The 16,278-nt window shown below is 59.1% G+C and carries 12 protein-coding genes; 7 read left to right on the forward strand and 5 right to left on the reverse strand.

What is annotated here, in order from left to right; genetic code table 11:
- Window positions 1–5 precede the first annotated feature (5 nt).
- The 4 genes from pth to ACQZ63_RS16025 form a co-directional block, all read right to left on the reverse strand.
- The gene (gene pth, locus ACQZ63_RS16010) at window positions 6–722 is read right to left on the reverse strand and encodes an aminoacyl-tRNA hydrolase (protein ID WP_080798024.1); all 717 of its coding nucleotides are present in this window, start codon (window positions 720–722) and stop codon (window positions 6–8) included.
- A 101-nt stretch (window positions 723–823) separates the two neighbouring features.
- On the reverse strand, window positions 824–1,537 hold the full coding sequence (locus ACQZ63_RS16015) for a substrate-binding periplasmic protein (protein ID WP_013636596.1): 714 nt from the start codon (window positions 1,535–1,537) through the stop codon (window positions 824–826).
- 16 nt (window positions 1,538–1,553) lie between these two features.
- The gene (locus ACQZ63_RS16020; RefSeq protein ID WP_013636595.1) at window positions 1,554–3,938 is read right to left on the reverse strand and encodes a bifunctional diguanylate cyclase/phosphodiesterase; all 2,385 of its coding nucleotides are present in this window, start codon (window positions 3,936–3,938) and stop codon (window positions 1,554–1,556) included.
- A 306-nt stretch (window positions 3,939–4,244) separates the two neighbouring features.
- Window positions 4,245–4,856, reverse strand: coding sequence for a 50S ribosomal protein L25/general stress protein Ctc (locus ACQZ63_RS16025; RefSeq protein WP_013636594.1), 612 nt, complete (start codon window positions 4,854–4,856; stop codon window positions 4,245–4,247).
- Between the two features lie 300 nt (window positions 4,857–5,156).
- Between ACQZ63_RS16025 and ACQZ63_RS16030 the strand changes: the two genes are divergently transcribed.
- The 3 genes from ACQZ63_RS16030 (at window position 5,157) to adh (ending at window position 9,999) form a co-directional block, all read left to right on the forward strand.
- Complete coding sequence (locus ACQZ63_RS16030) at window positions 5,157–7,241, forward strand: putative bifunctional diguanylate cyclase/phosphodiesterase (RefSeq protein ID WP_025594144.1); 2,085 nt, start codon at window positions 5,157–5,159, stop codon at window positions 7,239–7,241.
- Window positions 7,242–7,348: 107 nt separating this feature from the next.
- Complete coding sequence (locus ACQZ63_RS16035) at window positions 7,349–8,308, forward strand: helix-turn-helix domain-containing protein (RefSeq protein ID WP_013636592.1); 960 nt, start codon at window positions 7,349–7,351, stop codon at window positions 8,306–8,308.
- Window positions 8,309–8,481: 173 nt separating this feature from the next.
- On the forward strand, window positions 8,482–9,999 hold the full coding sequence (gene adh / locus ACQZ63_RS16040) for an aldehyde dehydrogenase (RefSeq protein WP_003513477.1): 1,518 nt from the start codon (window positions 8,482–8,484) through the stop codon (window positions 9,997–9,999).
- A gap of 144 nt (window positions 10,000–10,143) precedes the next feature.
- Here the strand turns inward: adh and ACQZ63_RS16045 are convergent, their stop codons facing one another.
- Complete coding sequence (locus ACQZ63_RS16045) at window positions 10,144–12,411, reverse strand: methyl-accepting chemotaxis protein (protein ID WP_111796060.1); 2,268 nt, start codon at window positions 12,409–12,411, stop codon at window positions 10,144–10,146.
- 190 nt (window positions 12,412–12,601) lie between these two features.
- Between ACQZ63_RS16045 and ACQZ63_RS16050 the strand changes: the two genes are divergently transcribed.
- The 4 genes from ACQZ63_RS16050 to ACQZ63_RS16065 are packed head-to-tail and all read left to right on the forward strand — an operon-like array spanning window position 12,602 to window position 16,070.
- Window positions 12,602–13,441, forward strand: a complete 840-nt coding sequence (locus tag ACQZ63_RS16050) for a glycosyltransferase family 2 protein (protein ID WP_111796061.1) — start codon at window positions 12,602–12,604, stop codon at window positions 13,439–13,441.
- A gap of 20 nt (window positions 13,442–13,461) precedes the next feature.
- Window positions 13,462–13,749 carry a lipid-A-disaccharide synthase N-terminal domain-containing protein gene (locus tag ACQZ63_RS16055; protein WP_019565216.1) on the forward strand — a complete coding sequence of 96 codons (288 nt, stop codon included), beginning with the start codon at window positions 13,462–13,464 and terminating at the stop codon, window positions 13,747–13,749.
- The gene (locus tag ACQZ63_RS16060) at window positions 13,724–15,232 is read left to right on the forward strand and encodes an ArnT family glycosyltransferase (RefSeq protein ID WP_162763674.1); all 1,509 of its coding nucleotides are present in this window, start codon (window positions 13,724–13,726) and stop codon (window positions 15,230–15,232) included. Before ACQZ63_RS16055 ends, ACQZ63_RS16060 begins: the two co-directional genes overlap by 26 nt.
- Window positions 15,222–16,070, forward strand: a complete 849-nt coding sequence (locus ACQZ63_RS16065; protein ID WP_113556407.1) for a phosphatase PAP2 family protein — start codon at window positions 15,222–15,224, stop codon at window positions 16,068–16,070. The genes ACQZ63_RS16060 and ACQZ63_RS16065 overlap by 11 nt, the downstream gene beginning before the upstream one ends.
- The last annotated feature ends 208 nt before the right edge of the window (window positions 16,071–16,278 follow it).

Genomic DNA, 16,278 nt, shown 5'->3' on the forward strand with positions numbered 1-16,278 from the left:
TGCGCTCAATCCTTCTTGCCGAACATCCGCTTCAGCATCTCCGCCATCGGCCCGGTTTCCGGCAGTTTTTTCGGTTGGGCGTTGTTGCGCGCCTGATGGATGTGGGATTGCGCGGCGGGCTTGGCCGCCTTGGCCGGTTTTTCCGTTTCCGGCTTGCTGCCGGTGGCAGGCGCCAGCTTGTTCATCAGCTGCGAATCCTCTGATTTCACCAGCATGGCGGCATTGTCGGCAATGGCGTCCAGCAGCGGATCGAGCCAGACCCGGTCGGTCTTGGCGAAATCACCGAGAACGTGGCCATGCACCCGCTCCTTGTCGCCGGGATGGCCGATGCCGAGGCGCAGGCGGCGGTATTCCTTGCCGCAATGGGCGTCGATCGATTTCAGGCCATTATGGCCGCCATGGCCGCCGCCGGTCTTGATGCGCGCGCGGCCTGCAAGCAAATCGAGTTCATCATGGATGACGATAATGTCTGCCGGTGCAAGCTTGAAGAAACGCATGGCCTCGCCGACGGATTCACCCGACAGGTTCATGTAGGTGAGGGGCTTCATCAGCAGAACTTTCTCACCGCCTATTTCGCCTTCGGAAATCTCCGCCTTGAATTTCCGCGCCCAGGGCGAGAAGGAAGGCAGGCGCTGCAGCGCATCCACGGCCATGAAGCCGATGTTGTGACGGTTTCCCGCATATTGGGCGCCGGGGTTACCAAGGCCTGCGATGATCTTCATGGGGCATGTCCGCTTTTTTGCCTGACGATGCTGTTGTCACCACCCCGAAATGTTCCGGCTGTCAATCTTTTTATGGAATTTTTGAAGTCGCGAGCGGGCGCTCAAGGGCTGACGAGTTTGTAGCGGTCGAATATGCTCTGTTGCGTTCCATCGGCGATCAGCCTGTCCAGGCGCGCCTGCAATTTTGCAATGACCTCGTCTGGAACGCTTTTATTGCAGGCAAGACCCAGCTGTTGCCGCGCCAGCGTTATCACTTCCCTGAATTTGCCTGGGGGTTGGCTTTTGAAAGTGCTTTCCGACATGGGCATCAGGTCGATGCGGCCTGCGTTCAGCTTGTGAAGCGTGATTTGGAAATCAGCACCGACATCCACATGCTCGAAACCGAGGTTGCCAAGAAGGACCTCGGTGTAGTCGCCACGCTGGGTGCCGACCCGGTATTTCCTCGCGTCTTCCAGACTGGAGACGTTGATATCCGCATTCTGGCGCGCCACGAGGATGTTGCGGTCGCTATGGATCGGTGAGACCCATTTGAAAAGCTTTTCCCGTTCGGGCGTTCTCGCCGTGGCAAAGACGCAATGCATGGCCTTCGTTGTGGCCAATGCGATTGCCCGCGCCCAGGGCATGACGGCAACCTCGTAATCGGTGCCGGTATCCTCAAGTACGATCCTGAGCTGGTCGATATAAACGCCCGCCACGCTGCCGTCGTCGTTTTGCAGATTATAAGGCGGGTAAACCTCGGTGGTCAGGAAAAGCTTGGCTGCGCTGGCCGGGCCGGCAAGAGCAAGAAAGATCAGACAAAAGCGGATCAATCCCATGGCTGCTCCCACCCGTTTACGCCTGTCGCGCCGCGGCGCGGTCTGCGCCGTTATCCGCATTCAATGCAGCGATCAGCCGTTCGATGGGCTGCGGTCGCGCAAAATAATAGCCCTGTCCGTAATCCGCACCTATCACTGTCAGAAGCTCCTTCTGCTCTTCCGTCTCGACGCCTTCGGCGATGACGGAGCAATTCATCTTGTGTGAGATTGCGGCGATACCCTCGACCAGCATGCGGCTGCGCTGCCTTATCTCCACCGTGTCGTCGCAGATCGAGCGCGTGAAGGACTGATCGATCTTGACGATGTCAACCGGAAAGCGGCTGAGATAGCTCAGCGACGAATAACCCGTGCCGAAATCGTCCAGCGCGATGCGGCAGCCCAGCTGGTGAATGGCATTGAGGATCGCCCGGATTTGCGGATCGTCCTTCATGATGACCGCCTCGGTTATCTCGATAATCAGCCGTTTGGGAAGAATGCCGTAGCGGTGAAGGACGCCGGCGATACGGGTCGGCAATCCCGGTTCGAACTGCAGCGGCGAAAAATTCACCGCCACATAGGATTGCTCCATGCCGGGCAGGTGCGACAGTCTGGCCAGATTGGCGATTGACTGGTCGAGGATGACATTACCGATGCGATGGATGGTGCCGTTTTCTTCCGCAAGGCTGATGATCGTGGCGGGAGAAAGCAATCCCTTTTCCGGATGGTTGAGACGCAACAGCGCCTCGAAACCCGCCGTCTGGCCCGTTGCGAGATCTTGAATCGGCTGGAAATAAGCCTCGAACCAATTGTCGGAAAGCGCCTGCGCGATATCCCGTTCCAGTTCCGCATGTTCGCGCGCCCGGTCCATGATCGAGCTGTCGAAGATCTGCGAGCCGTTCTTGCCCGTTCTCTTGCGGGTATACATGGCCATGTCGGCATTCTGCAAAAGTTCGGACGCGCTTGCGGCATGCAGCGGGTAGATCGCCATGCCGATGCTGGCGCTGAGACGGATGCTGTTGCCTTCGATTTCGAAGGGCGTGTCCAGCATGGTGCAAATCCGCTCGCAGAACAGCTGGGCGCGCTCCTCCACCTTGTCGCCGGCAAGCAGGATGGCGAATTCGTCGCCGCCCAGACGCGACGCGCTGTCCAGCGGTGTCAGCAGTGGTTCGATTTTCAGCGTGAATTCCCGCAGAACCGCATCGCCCGCCGCATGGCCGAGATTGTCGTTGATGGCCTTGAACCGGTCGAGGTCTATGAAAAGGCATGCCAGTTCGCTGCCGTTCCTGTCGGCGTCACGGATCTGCACGTCTAGAATGGCCTCGAAACCCTGGCGATTGAAGAGACCGGTCAAATGGTCGGAAATAGCCTGCTGGCGGTTGCGCTTTTCCGACTGGCGCAACTCCGTCACGTCAGTCATGACGCAGAGATATGTGCCCTGATGTGCGTTGCCGGAATCAAGGGCTTTTTCAAGGATGAGGGCGTCCATAACGCTGCCATCCATGCAATGAAAACGCACCGTGATACCCGCATGTGCGGCGTCGGGCGAATGTTGCGCCGCCTTGCGCTGCAGGAAAAGGGACCGGTCATCCGGGTGGATGAGGTCGGCGAAATTCAGGCCGAGTATTCTGGCCCGATCATAACCGGTCGCCTGCACCCAATAGTCGCTGACCGCGGCAATCCTGTCGTATCTGTCAAGCGAGAACAGCATGGCGGGTGTGCGATTGTAGATTTCCGTCTTCCGCTCATGGGCATGCTTGATTTCCAGCTCTTCCTTTTCAAGCTGGGTCTGCATTTCGTTGAAGCTTTTTGCCAGCCTGCCGATCTCGTCCTTCGAGCGCCAGTCGACATGGTGGCGGGAGCCGACGCGGCGTGTCGCTTCTATCGCTGCCGCCAGCCGCATCAGCGGACGGATGACCATGAAGCGGTTGCCGGCGATGGCCGCAAGAACGGTGGTGAGAATGGCGAGAATGAAAATTGTGATGAAGGCCAGTTCGGTGCGGCTGAGAGAGGTCAGAAGACCGATATCGTCGTAATAGACTGTCAGTTGCCCGACGGTGACGACACCGTTTGTGCTTTTGTAGGTCACTTCGCGGGTCGTGGAGGCTGCATCCTGAATGATGTCGCTGCCGGCCGTCTGGATGATGTCCAGCTGGCCAGAGGTATCCTTGACCTCGACCATGCGGATCACGGGGTCGGAAACGAGGGTGCCGGTAATCTGATTTATGGTGTCGTCGTCGAGATCCCATAGCGGGCGGGCAAGCGCCTGCGCATTGGTTGACAGCAGGATCTCAAGGTGATTGCGCTGGCTACGGATAGCCTCGTGATAGGAGAGGGTCAGCAAAAGGGTGAAAAGCGGGGCGACCACTGTGAGAAGTGCACCGGAAACAATCGCGATAAAGCGACTTTCGACGGAATGAGCCATGTTCTATTGCAGTACCCTCTACCCCAGATAACTGCGCCCCGTTTCCGCCCCGTCCGGAGAGACATCCTTGAGGTTTTCGGCAACGGCCTTGTATCCTCACTGTATTTCTTCAACCCGTCCGGTGTTTTCACGATAACGCAATGGGCATCGTTTCATGGAATTGTTAATTCACGCTGAAACGGGACCGGCATCCTGCACGCGGCGAGAGGTTTTTGCTTTTAAAGTTCATAAAAACTAAAAGGCCCGTTCCGAAAAACGGAACGGGCCTTTTAGCTCAAATCTGTCTGGCCTTATGGCCGCAGATTATTATTCAGAAGCTTCGCCGGCTTCTTCTTCTTCTTCAGCAACGCCGCCAGCCGGAGCAACGATCGTTGCGATCGTGAAGTCACGGTCGGCGATTACAGGCGAGATGTTCTTCGGCAGCTTGACATTCGAAATGTGAACGCTGTCGCCGATCTTCAGACCGGAGAGATCAACCGTGATGAATTCCGGAATGTCGTTGGCCGGGCAGTGGAATTCCACCGTGTGGCGAACGATGTTCAGAACGCCGCCGATCTTGATTTCCGACTTTTCTTCGTTTTCGAAGTGAACCGGAACTTCAACGTTGACGAGCGTGTTGCCCGAAACGCGCAGGAAGTCGACGTGCATGGTGAAGTCGCGGACCGGATCAAGCTGGTAGTCCTTCGGCAGGACCTTGATCTTCTTGCCGTCGACGTCGATTACCGCCACAGTCGTCATGAAGCCGCCAGCGTGGATACGCTTGGTTACTTCGTTGGTCGACAGAGCGATGGAAATGGGGGCCTGCTTGTCACCATAGATGACAGCGGGAATCAAACCGTTGCGGCGAAGTTCACGAGAGGACCCCTTACCAACTCGTTCGCGCGCCTCGGCCTTGAGCTCATACGATTCTTTGCTCATGGCAATTCCTTTCGAGGTTATATGGAGAGTTCATGCCCGCGGGCGCTGAACTGGAGAGGCTAAAAGCCATCTCGCCCGCGTTGCCTCCAAGGGTGTCTACACGGGTGCGGGCGCTATAATACAAACGGAAGACAAAGACAAGAGCGGCCGTTTTCCACGGATGCTATGCTGTGATTTTATTAGACTTGTCTAATTCACTCGTGCATTGCAACTTTTAATATATGCTTATCCATTCATATAAACCGGCTGCAAACTTGGCAAGTGATAAGGCTGCCTGGAATTCCAATTGCGTAGATGACAATGCTTAAAGTTCTCCAGTGCCTTACCGTCGATCATGACTTCCGATACACCACAGCAGCGGTCCTCGTCTGCATGCTGGGAAGCTTCGTCACGATGCGTCTTTTCTCGAGGGCGCGTCAGGCGAGGGGTTGGCAAAAGGTCAACTGGCTGTTTCTGGCTGGTGTCAATGGTGGGTCGGCGATATGGACCACCCATTTCGTGGCGATGCTGGGTTATGTCGCTGCCGGGGAGGTGGGGTACGATCCCTATCTGACCGGGCTTTCGCTTCTTATCGCCATTGCTACAACGACAACCGGCTTTGCCATTTCCGCCTATGGCGGACGCACAGCCCTGGTGGAAGCGGGTGGTGCGACAGTCGGTCTCGGTATTGCGGCCATGCATTATACCGGCATGGCTGCCTATCAGATACAGGGCATGATTTTCTGGAACCAGACCTACGTCATCGCTTCGCTGGTGCTCGGGGCTGTATTCGGTGCGCTCGCGGTCAATCGCATCGCGCGCCCAGTCAACCGGTTTTGCCAATATAGCTCGGTTGCGTTCCTGATCCTGGCCATCGCCTCCATGCATTACACCGGCATGGCCTCGATGTTGTTCGAGTTCGATCCGCGCATCGTCATTTCGGAAAGTCTGCTGCCGCCCGCCATCATGGGTGGGGGCGCCATCGCCGTGACGCTTCTCCTGCTGGCGCTCGGGCTTTCCACCTATGTCATCGACGCTCAGTCCACCCAGCAGGCGGTCGCCCGCTATCGTCATCTTTCGTTGCACGATCCGCTGACGGGCATTCCGAACCGCGCGGCATTTATCGAACATCTCAACCGCCGCACGCGCCATCTCTCCATGGGCGCGCACACGGCGCTTTTGTCCATCGATCTCAACCGCTTCAAGGAAATCAACGACGTTCACGGCCATGCGGCGGGCGATGCCGTGCTGCGCGCCATTGCCGACCGCGCAAGTTCCGTTCTGAAAGCCGGGGAGTTTCTGGCGCGTATGGGCGGGGATGAATTCGTGGCGATGACCCATTCCTATTATACCCGCGCCGATGGTGCGGAATTCGCCCAGCGGCTGATCGAGCAGATCAGCAGGCCGGTCGAATGGAACGGGCAGACGTTTTCGGTCGGCGCGAGTGTGGGCATATCGGTGCGCAATACCGGCGCCATTGACGCGGACACGCTGATGGCGCAGGCCGATGTCGCCATGTATCGGGCAAAAGGCGGGACTTCCGACACGATCTGCTTTTACGACAAGTCCATGGATGAAGCCGCACGCGAACGCAACGCGCTTGCCGTGGCCATGCGCAGCGGTCTCGCCAACAGCGAGTTCGAGCTTTATTACCAGCAGCAGAATGATACCAAGAGCGGCAGCATCGTCGGTTTCGAGGCGCTGTTGCGCTGGAAACATCCGGAACGCGGTATGATCTCGCCCGTCGAATTCATTCCGATCGCGGAGCAGACCGGCTTTATCGTCGAATTGGGCGAATGGGTTCTGCGCGAAGCCTGCGCGCAGGCGGCTCTCTGGAAAAAATCGCTTTCCATCGCCGTCAATGTCGCCCCGCAGCAGCTTGCGGACAATGATTTCCCCGAGAAGGTCGAGAAGATTCTTCGGGAGACGGCGCTTGCGCCTGAGAGGCTTGAGCTTGAAATCACCGAAGGCAGCATCATCGCCGACCACCGCCACGCGCTGATCACGATCCGCAAACTCAAGGCGCTCGGCGTCAAGATCGCCATGGACGATTACGGCACGGGCTATTCCTCCCTGTCGACCCTGCAGAGCTTTCCCTTCGACAAGATCAAGATCGACCGGGCCTTTATCGATGGCCTGTCGACCAATGTGCAGTCGGAGGCGATCGTTCGCTCCACGCTCATTCTGGCGCATAGCCTCAATATTCCGGTGCTTGCGGAAGGTGTCGAGACGAAGGCCCATATCGAGTTCCTTCGCCGCGAAGGCTGCCTGCAGGTGCAGGGCTTCTTCTTCGGCAGGCCCGGTCCCTTGACCTCCATCGCCAATCTCGTCGACGACACGTTCCTCTCGACGGAGGACGAGCCGGAGGTCACCACCACCGGCCAACGCTATTTCAAGGCGGTATGATATCAGGCGCAGCCCGCGGTTGCGCTGACGGATGCAGGTCGCAAAGTTTTTAGTTGAAACGTGAACGCTTCCAGCGCACCATTGCCGAAAAGCTTTGGGAGGAGCGAATGCCGACAGACATCGCCCATGCGGACCGCGTGTATGAAACAGCGCGCCAACGTTCCGCAGCCGCAAGTTCTCCGATTATCGCCTCATGGCGCCGTTGCATGGTCACGCACCGTCTTGCGCCGGAGGAAAACCGCAAGCCGATCTTTCTTACCGACGTCGAATTCCGCCGCGCACGCGAAAGTGCGGCGGGCCTGATTGCCGAAAGCACCGATGAACTCGACCGCATTTTTCACAGTGTCGGCAAATCCGGCTGCTGCCTGCTTTTGACCGACGCCCAGGGCGTCGCGCTGGAGCGCCGGGGTGCTGCCGGCGACGATCGTGATTTCCGGGCGCTCGGTCTCTGGTCCGGCGCTGTCTGGAGCGAAGCGAGCGTCGGAACCAACGGTATTGGAACGGCACTTGCCGACGAACGTTCGGTGGTGGTCTATCGCGATCAGCATTTCTTCACATCGAACACGGAACTGTGCTGCACCACGGCCCCGATCCGCGACCATACCGGCCGGGTGACGGGCGCTCTCGATATTTCCACGTGCCGCGACGACATCAACGAAATGACGTTTTCTTTCGTCACGCAGGCGGTGCGGGATGCGGCCCAGCGTATCGAGGGCAATCTCTTCCGCCGGGCCTTTCCCGGCGCGCGCATCGTCGTGGTGCCTACGGGTTTCAGTCCGGCACTTTCGTTGCTTGCCGTCGATCAGGACGATCTCGTGCTTGGGGCGACGCGCGCGGCGCGTCTTGCGCTGAAGCTCGATGACCATCGCATTGCGCAAGGGCTGCCCGCCGCCGATGTCTTGCAGGAACAGCGTCACGACGGCGGTTCCGATCTTGAGGAGGCGGAACGTTCGGCTTTGCGCCGGGTTCTGTCGCGCACCAATGGCAATGTCACGCAGGCCGCGTCCCTGCTCGGCATCAGCCGCGCCACGCTTCATCGCAAGATGAAGAAATTCGACGTGCATTGAGGCTACCCGAGAGGATACCCGCTCAATTCAGCGGGATCGGAGCGGGTTTGTCGCAGATGTGAGACAATGTGCGCTGCGGAACCGCGCGGTGCCACTACCCGCCACGATCATCTAGGCCCACCTTCCTGTCATGCGGTCCGTCGCGGATCGTTTTCATCAGGGAGGATGAAATCATGAATATTCAGGTTCAGCACAAAGCTGGCGAAGCGCCCTTCAAGCTGAAATACGGAAATTTCATCGGCGGCAAATGGGTGGAGCCAAAATCCGGCCGCTACATGGACAATCTGTCGCCTGTAACGGGTCACAAGATTTGTGAGGTTCCGCGCTCCGATGCGGCCGATATCGAACTCGCACTGGATGCCGCCCACCAGGCGCGGGAGAAGTGGGGCAAGACGAGCGTTACCGAACGTTCCAACATCCTGCTCAAGATCGCTCAGCGCATCGAGGACAATCTGGATCTCATCGCACGGGCCGAAACCTGGGATAACGGCAAGCCGCTACGCGAGACCACCAATGCGGATATTCCGCTGACGATCGACCATTTCCGCTATTTCGCGGGCTGCATCCGCGCGCAGGAAGGCACGATCGGCGAAATCGACAATGACACGGTCGCTTATCATTTCCATGAGCCTCTCGGCGTCGTCGGCCAGATTATTCCGTGGAACTTCCCGATCCTGATGGCCGCATGGAAACTTGCGCCGGCACTCGCCGCCGGCAACTGCGTGGTACTGAAGCCGGCGGAACAGACGCCTGCTTCTATTCTGGTGGTGATGGAGCTTATCGAAGACCTACTGCCGCCGGGCGTGCTCAACATCGTCAACGGCACTGGTGTTGAAGCGGGCAAGCCGCTGGCGCAGAGCAAGCGCATCGCCAAGATCGCCTTCACCGGCTCCACCCCGGTCGGCAAGGAAATCATGCGTTATGCGGCCGACAATGTCACAAACATCACGCTGGAACTGGGCGGCAAGTCGCCGAACATCTTCTTTGCCGATGTGATGAATGAAGACGACGCCTTCCTTGACAAGGCGCTTGAAGGCTTCGCCTTCTTCGCGCTTAACCAGGGCGAAGTCTGCACATGCCCGTCGCGTGCGCTGGTGCATGAATCGATCTACGACCGCTTTATGGAAAAGGCTATCAAGCGCGTTCAGGCCATCAGCCAGGACGACCCGCTCAATCCGTCGACCATGCTGGGTGCGCAGGCCTCGCAGGAACAGTTCGACAAGATCATGCGCTATCTGGATATCGGCAAGAAGGAAGGCGCAAAGGTTCTGACCGGCGGTGACCGCAAGACGCTCACGGGCGATCTTAAGGACGGTTATTACATTCAGCCGACGGTCTTCGAAGGCAACAACAAGATGCGGGTTTTCCAGGAGGAAATCTTCGGTCCTGTCGTTTCGGTCACCACCTTCAAGACGGTGGAAGAAGCGCTCGAAATCGCCAATGACACGGTTTACGGTCTTGGCGCTGGCGTCTGGAGCCGCGATACCAATATCGCCTATCGCGCTGGTCGTGGCATCGAAGCGGGCCGCGTGTGGACCAATTGCTACCACGTCTATCCGGCCGGTGCCGCTTTTGGTGGTTACAAGCAGTCAGGCATTGGTCGCGAGACCCACAAGATGATGCTCGATCACTATCAGCAGACCAAGAACCTGCTCGTATCCTACAGCCCGAACAAGGTTGGCTTCTTCTGAGTTCCTCCCCGGAAGCCGGCGACGGATCGTCCTGATTTCCGGCCGCCGGCGAGTTCCCAGGGGCTTCGGTCCCTGGGAACCCGGATGAAGTTCAGCAAAAATAAAAGGCCGGAGGTTTTGCCTCCGGCCTTTTTTTACTGCGGACTATGCCGCGTAACGCTGGTCGCGGTTTCGGGTGGCACCTACGGAGAACTGGCCCACCTGTTCGGTCAGGCCATCAGCTTCGCTTGCGAGCGAGAAGGCCGCAGCCGTCGTTTCCTCCACCATCGCCGCGTTCTGCTGCGTCACATGGTCGAGTTCGTTGACGGAGGCGTTGATTTCGCCGAGGCGGCCGGATTGTTCGCGCGAAGCTGTGGCGATTTCACCGATCTGATCGTTGACCGACTGGATGCGTTTCTGGATCTGCTCGAGGCTTTCTCCGGTTTTCAGCACCAGTGCCACGCCGCTTTCCACATCGCCCGCAGAGGTGGCGATGAGCGTCGTGATATCCCGTGCGGCAGCCGCCGATTTCTGCGCGAGTTCCCGCACTTCCTGTGCCACGACCGCAAAGCCCTTTCCGGCCTCACCGGCGCGGGCGGCCTCAACCCCGGCGTTCAGCGCCAGAAGATTGGTCTGGAAGGCAATCTGGTCGATGACGTCGATGATCTGGCGGATCTTGGACGACGACGTCTCGATACGCTCCATGGCGACGATCGCTTCTTTGACGACAGCGGTGGATTTATGGGCATCCTGCATGGTTTCCGCCGTCGTTCCGACTGCGACGTCGCAGCGGGAGAGGGAAACGTTGACGGCCTGCGTCATGTCTCCAAGTGCGGCGGCTGCTTCTTCGAGGGCGGCCGCCTGGCGTTCCGTGCGTCGCGACAGATCTTCCGATGCGCTTTTCAGCTCGCCGGAGCCGGAGCGGATGGCATTGGCGCTTTCGCCGATGCTGGAGATAGTCGCATCCAGCCCCGCTATGGAGTTGTTGAAATCGACGCGCAGATGGTCGAGCGACGGCACGAAAGGTTTTTCAATGCGAAGATCGAGCCTGCCCGCAGCAAGATTGGCAAGGCCGGTCGCAAGCGCATCGACTGCTTCTTCCAGCTCCTTTGCACTTCTTGCCTTTTCCATCTCACGCTGGGCACGTTCCTCGTCCAGTTCCTCGCTTTTGCGATGGGACTCGGTTTCCATGCGCTGCTTGTCGAGAATGCCCTGGCGGAAGGATTCCAGGGCGCGCGCCATGGTTCCGATTTCGTCGCCACGGGAAACGGCCTTGATCTCAATATTATGGTCACCACCGTTCAGACGTTCCATCAACCCGGCAAGGCCGGTCAGCGGCTTGGTCAGGCTGGCGGAAACGAAAATGCCGATGAGTGTCATGACGGCAAGCACCGCAAGTGTTGCAAGCGTTGCCCAGAAGGCGAGATCATTGGCCGCTGCCAGCACCTTGCTCTCCTGCTGGCCGATGGCCAGAAGATGCTTCTGTCCGAAAACGGAGACCGGACGATAGGCGTAGAAGATGCTGCCCGCAGGGGTCTTCGCCATGACCGTTCCGGCTTCGCTGGCACCTGTAAGTGCCGCGAGGCTTTCGGAAACGGCGACACCAGCCCCACCGGAGAGCACGCCCGTGCGAAGTTTGCCTTCAGCGCTCAGAAGAACGGCGTCGTCGATGGACTTGCCGGTTTCCTCAGGTGTTACCACCGCACCGATACGGTCTGCGGAAATGCGCATGATGACGGCGCCCTTGCGCTGCAACTGGCCCCAGTTCGAGACCGCAAGCGGCATGCCGATCAGGGCCGAGTCATTGGTGCTGTCATCGTTGAACCCAGTTGTGCTGATGACACCGTCCTTGCCGGCCTCGATGCGGTCGAACAATTCCTTGATCGTGCTGTTTTGCGGTTCCGTCACATTGGTCAGGAAGTTCTTGCCCTTGGTCACGGAATAGATAATGAGGCCTGCCTTGTCGATGACGTAGATGTCGCTGACCCGGGTGTTGCGCCAGACGCTGGCGATGGCCGCGTTGATCGTGGCGTGGCGAATGGCATAGAGCAGCCGCAAGCCTTCACCGTTGAAGGAGGCGCGCTCCTCCTCGGATACGCCCTCGCGGCGGAATGCCTGAATGATCGCATCCTTTTCCGTCGGTACGACCGTGGTCATGGTTTCCAGCGCCTGAGCGATCGCAGCGTTCTGCGACAGCTCGGAAATGCTCTGTTCGACGCGCAGCGTATAGGCATCAAGCTGTTTGGACTGGTTTCCCGCAACCGTCTCGAGCCTGATCTTGCTGGCGTCGATCAGGCCGGACTTGCCCATTTCGTACGACAGCAGCCCAACGGCCAGGCACGAAACCAGCGTCGCGCCCGTGACGAGCGCTGCGAATTTGGCCTTGATTGACAATGATTTAGCTTTGACAGCAGTCGGATTTGCACCCGGCATCCTGTTTCCTCCCCCCAAAAGAACGTTGCGGTACCGTCGCAACAATTGTTTACGGTCGCGTTAAGCTTGGCGGGGAATTGTATGATTATTTCCCGCATACCGTGAAAAAATCCAAGGCCCTGGCCGGCCATTCTCCGTAATAAAACTGCAATGGAACGGGCGCATACCGTGCGAAGTTCAACGGCTGTTCATATTCATGCAAGCTTTTCGCGCTCCTGCTCTTGCCACTATCGACGATGTTTGCGGAACACCCGCGGCTGGATATGACGGAGCCCCTTTGAGATCGATCCCGGATTTCGCGGTTATCGTACCCATGCACAATGAGGAAGCGAGCGTTGAAACGCTTGTCGCTGAGATCGTTGCTGCCTGCCAGCCGGTCGGTCCGTTCGAGATTATCGTGGTGGACGACGCATCTTCCGATCGCACGGCGGATGTGGCGCTTTCGCTTGTCGGGCGTTATCCGATGCTGCGGCTGGTGCGGCATGACCGGCAGGGCGGGCAATCGGCTGCGATCCACAGCGGTGTGCAGGCAGCGCGCGCGCCGGTTGTCTGTATGCTTGACGGAGACGGGCAGAACCCGCCGGACAATCTGCCGGCGCTTCTTGCGCCGCTTCTTGCCACGAACGCGCCGAGCCGGCTTGCGCTTGTGGCCGGGCAGCGTGTCGGCCGGCGCGATACGCTTGCAAAACGTCTTTCCTCCCGCTTCGCCAATGGCTTGCGGGCGCGGATATTGAAGGACGGCACGCGGGATACCGGCTGCGGCCTCAAGGCTTTCCGTCGCGACGCCTATCTCGCCTTGCCCTATTTCGATCACCACCACCGCTATTTTCCGGCGCTCTTCAATCGCGACGGCTGGCAGGTTGCCCATGTCGACGTCACACACCGGGCGCGTCTGCATGGCAATTCCCATTACACCAATATCGGCCGCGCGCTTGTCGGCATCCACGACCTGATCGGCGTTGCCTGGCTGTTGCGGCGGCGCAAGCGGGCAAGCTGGGCCGAAACCTTCAAGACGGAGACATCGCCGTGAACGCACCGGCCTTATGGTCCATGCTGCATGTGAACAGCTGGAAGGAATTTCTCTGGGTCTGCACCGGCTTTATGGGCCAGATGCTGTTCACCATGCGTTTTCTGGTTCAATGGATTTCGTCGGAACGGGCGAACCGCTCGGTCATTCCGGTAGCCTTCTGGTATTTCTCCATCGTCGGCGGCCTTGTGCTGCTATTATACGCGATCTGGCGTCGCGATCCGGTTTTCATTCTGGGACAGGCCTCCGGCCTGTTCATTTATGCCCGAAATCTCTGGTTGATCCATGCAGAACGCCGCCAGCATGCATGAGGCCGCAGCTCTGCCTTACGCGCAGGCGAATGAGCAGCGCCAATGGATGACGTTTGCGCTTGCGGCAATCGTGCTCGTCACCGTGCTGCGCGTCCTCGGGCTTGCTTTCAACCGCACCGATCTTTTCGTTGATGAGGCGCAATATTGGCTGTGGGGCCGGGAGATGGCGTTCGGCGCCTATTCCAAGCCACCGCTGATCGGCTGGATCATTCGCGCCGCCACCACTCTGAGTGGCGGCGAGAGCACCTTCGACGTGCGGCTCGCCGCGCCGGTCATCCATGGCATAGCGGCCGCGGCGATCCTTGCGCTCGGGCGCATGATCTATGATGCGAAGCTCGCCTCGCTGGCTGCCGTCATCTATCTGACGCTGCCCGCCGTGACGCTCGGCAGTCTGCTGATCTCGACCGATACGCCGATGATGCTGTTCATCGTGCTGTCGATGATCTGCATGCGCAAGCTCGCGGAAGCACGCGCTGCCGGTGTATCCGCGATGCTCTGGAGTATTGCGCTCGGTCTAAGCTTCGGCCTCGGGCTGATGTCTAAATATGCGATGATCTATTTTCTGCCCTGCTTCATCGCTGCCGGCTGGCTGTGCGTGGGCTGGCGCATCCGTTGGCGTGACGCCGGTATTGCTGTAGTTGTCTGCGCCGCCGTCATCGCTCCCAATCTTTGGTGGAATGCTGCGCATGATTTCATGACCGCGCGCCACACGGCGGACAATGCCAACTGGCATGGCGTTAAGCTGAAAATCGGTCCGGCGCTCGAGTTCTTCTTCTCTCAGGCGGGTGTCGTCGGGCCGTTCGTCTTCATCGGCATGATCGTCGCGACGTTCAGGGCGAAAACCGCTGAAACCCGGGCGCTTGTCGCCCTTTCGGTGCCGATCGTGCTTCTGATCACGGCACAGGGGCTGATGTCGCGGGCGCTCGCCAACTGGGCGGTGGGGGCTTATGCCGCGGGCGTGCTTCTGGCGGTGCCTGTCCTGGCATCCCGGCGTTGGCTCACCGTTTCCAGCCTTGTGCTCGGCGGTATCGTTGCCATCGCACTGCCGCTGATGACGATTGCCGGAACGGAATTGCGCTTGCCGAATGGCGACCTGGCGATGAAGCGCTATCTCGGCAGCTCGGAGCTTGTGTCGACCGGCCTTTCAAGGGCGCGAGAGGCGGGGGCGGATGCAATCGTCGCTGCAGATCGCTCCATTCTGGCCGAGCTCTTTTATCAGCTGCGGGACGAAAAGCTGCTCATGCCGCGCGCTCTGCCTGAAACCGGCGTTCCTTCCAGCCACTACGCGCTTCTTTACCCGCTGAAAGCCGGAGAGGCGACAAATCCCGCCTATCTTGCGAGGGCGGACAGCCTGCCGGGCTGTCTCAATGGCGAGGCGCCGCTGTCGACATGGGTTGCCGGGCCGGGCTCGTTCGAGGGCAAGGAAATCGGTCTCTGGCGTCTGCCGCCACAATGCATCCCGAGGGTTGCCGATGGACAATGATCTTTCGCATATGCGGATCACGATCTGGGTTACGTTCGCCACATTGGCGCTCGTCATCCTGTTCGCGACCTTCCCGTCCATCGACCTCGAGTTTTCTTCCCTGTTTTTCTCGCCCGAAGCGCGCCTGTGGGCTGGAAGCCTGCCGGTTCCGGAATGGTTTCGCGATACGTTGCGGGAGTTAACGGAACTGGCCGCACTTCTTGCCTTCATCGTTCTGGTCGGCAACATCAGGCTGGGGGCGCTGCAGCGCACGGGCTGGCGCGTCTGGGCCTTTCTCTGCGGGCCTGTGGTGCTCTGCGCCGGGCTTCTGGTAAACGGGGTGCTGAAGGCCAATATCGGCCGCGCCCGCCCGTTCAGCGTCAGCGATTTCGGTGGACATCAGCTTTTTACGCCGCCTTTCCAGTTCAGCACGCAATGTTATTCAAACTGTTCGTTTTCCTCCGGGGAAACGGCGCTCATAGCGAGCTTTTTCCTCCCGCTCTGCGCGCTTGTCTGGAGCCGCCTGCAATGGGGCGGGCGTCTTTTCATGGGCAGCACTGCCGCCGGAGCCATCATCCTCATGTCCGGTCTGCGTATTGCAGCTGGCGGGCATTTTCTCAGCGATGTGGTGATGTCCGTGCTGTTTTCCGCACTGACGACGCTGTTCCTTTACCGGGCGCTGGCAATTGCCCGTCATCGTCATCTATTTACCGGCGATGCCGTTACGGCCGATGCCATCAGCCTTTGGCGCAATGGCAGCCATGCTGTTCGCACCCGCGCTCGGCGCTGGTGGCCGAAAATCAAGGCCGCCGCCACACGGCTGCAACGACCGCCGGATGCGGGCACGGCATCTTCCTGAGTGGTGCAGATGGAGTGCTGCGATCTCTGCGGATGCTGAGATAGCTGGCAAAATCGATAAGCTTTCTTCTCATCATGCCAAACTTTAACCAGCATCCAGCCACGGCGCGGACGCGCCGTAAGAAAGGGTCTCACGCGATCAAAGACTTGATCGCACTGGACCCCGGACTAATCCGGGGTGACAGTATGCGGATGCAGTGATTTTGCAG

The sequence above is a fragment of the Agrobacterium sp. CG160-95 genome, assembly GCF_053521725.1.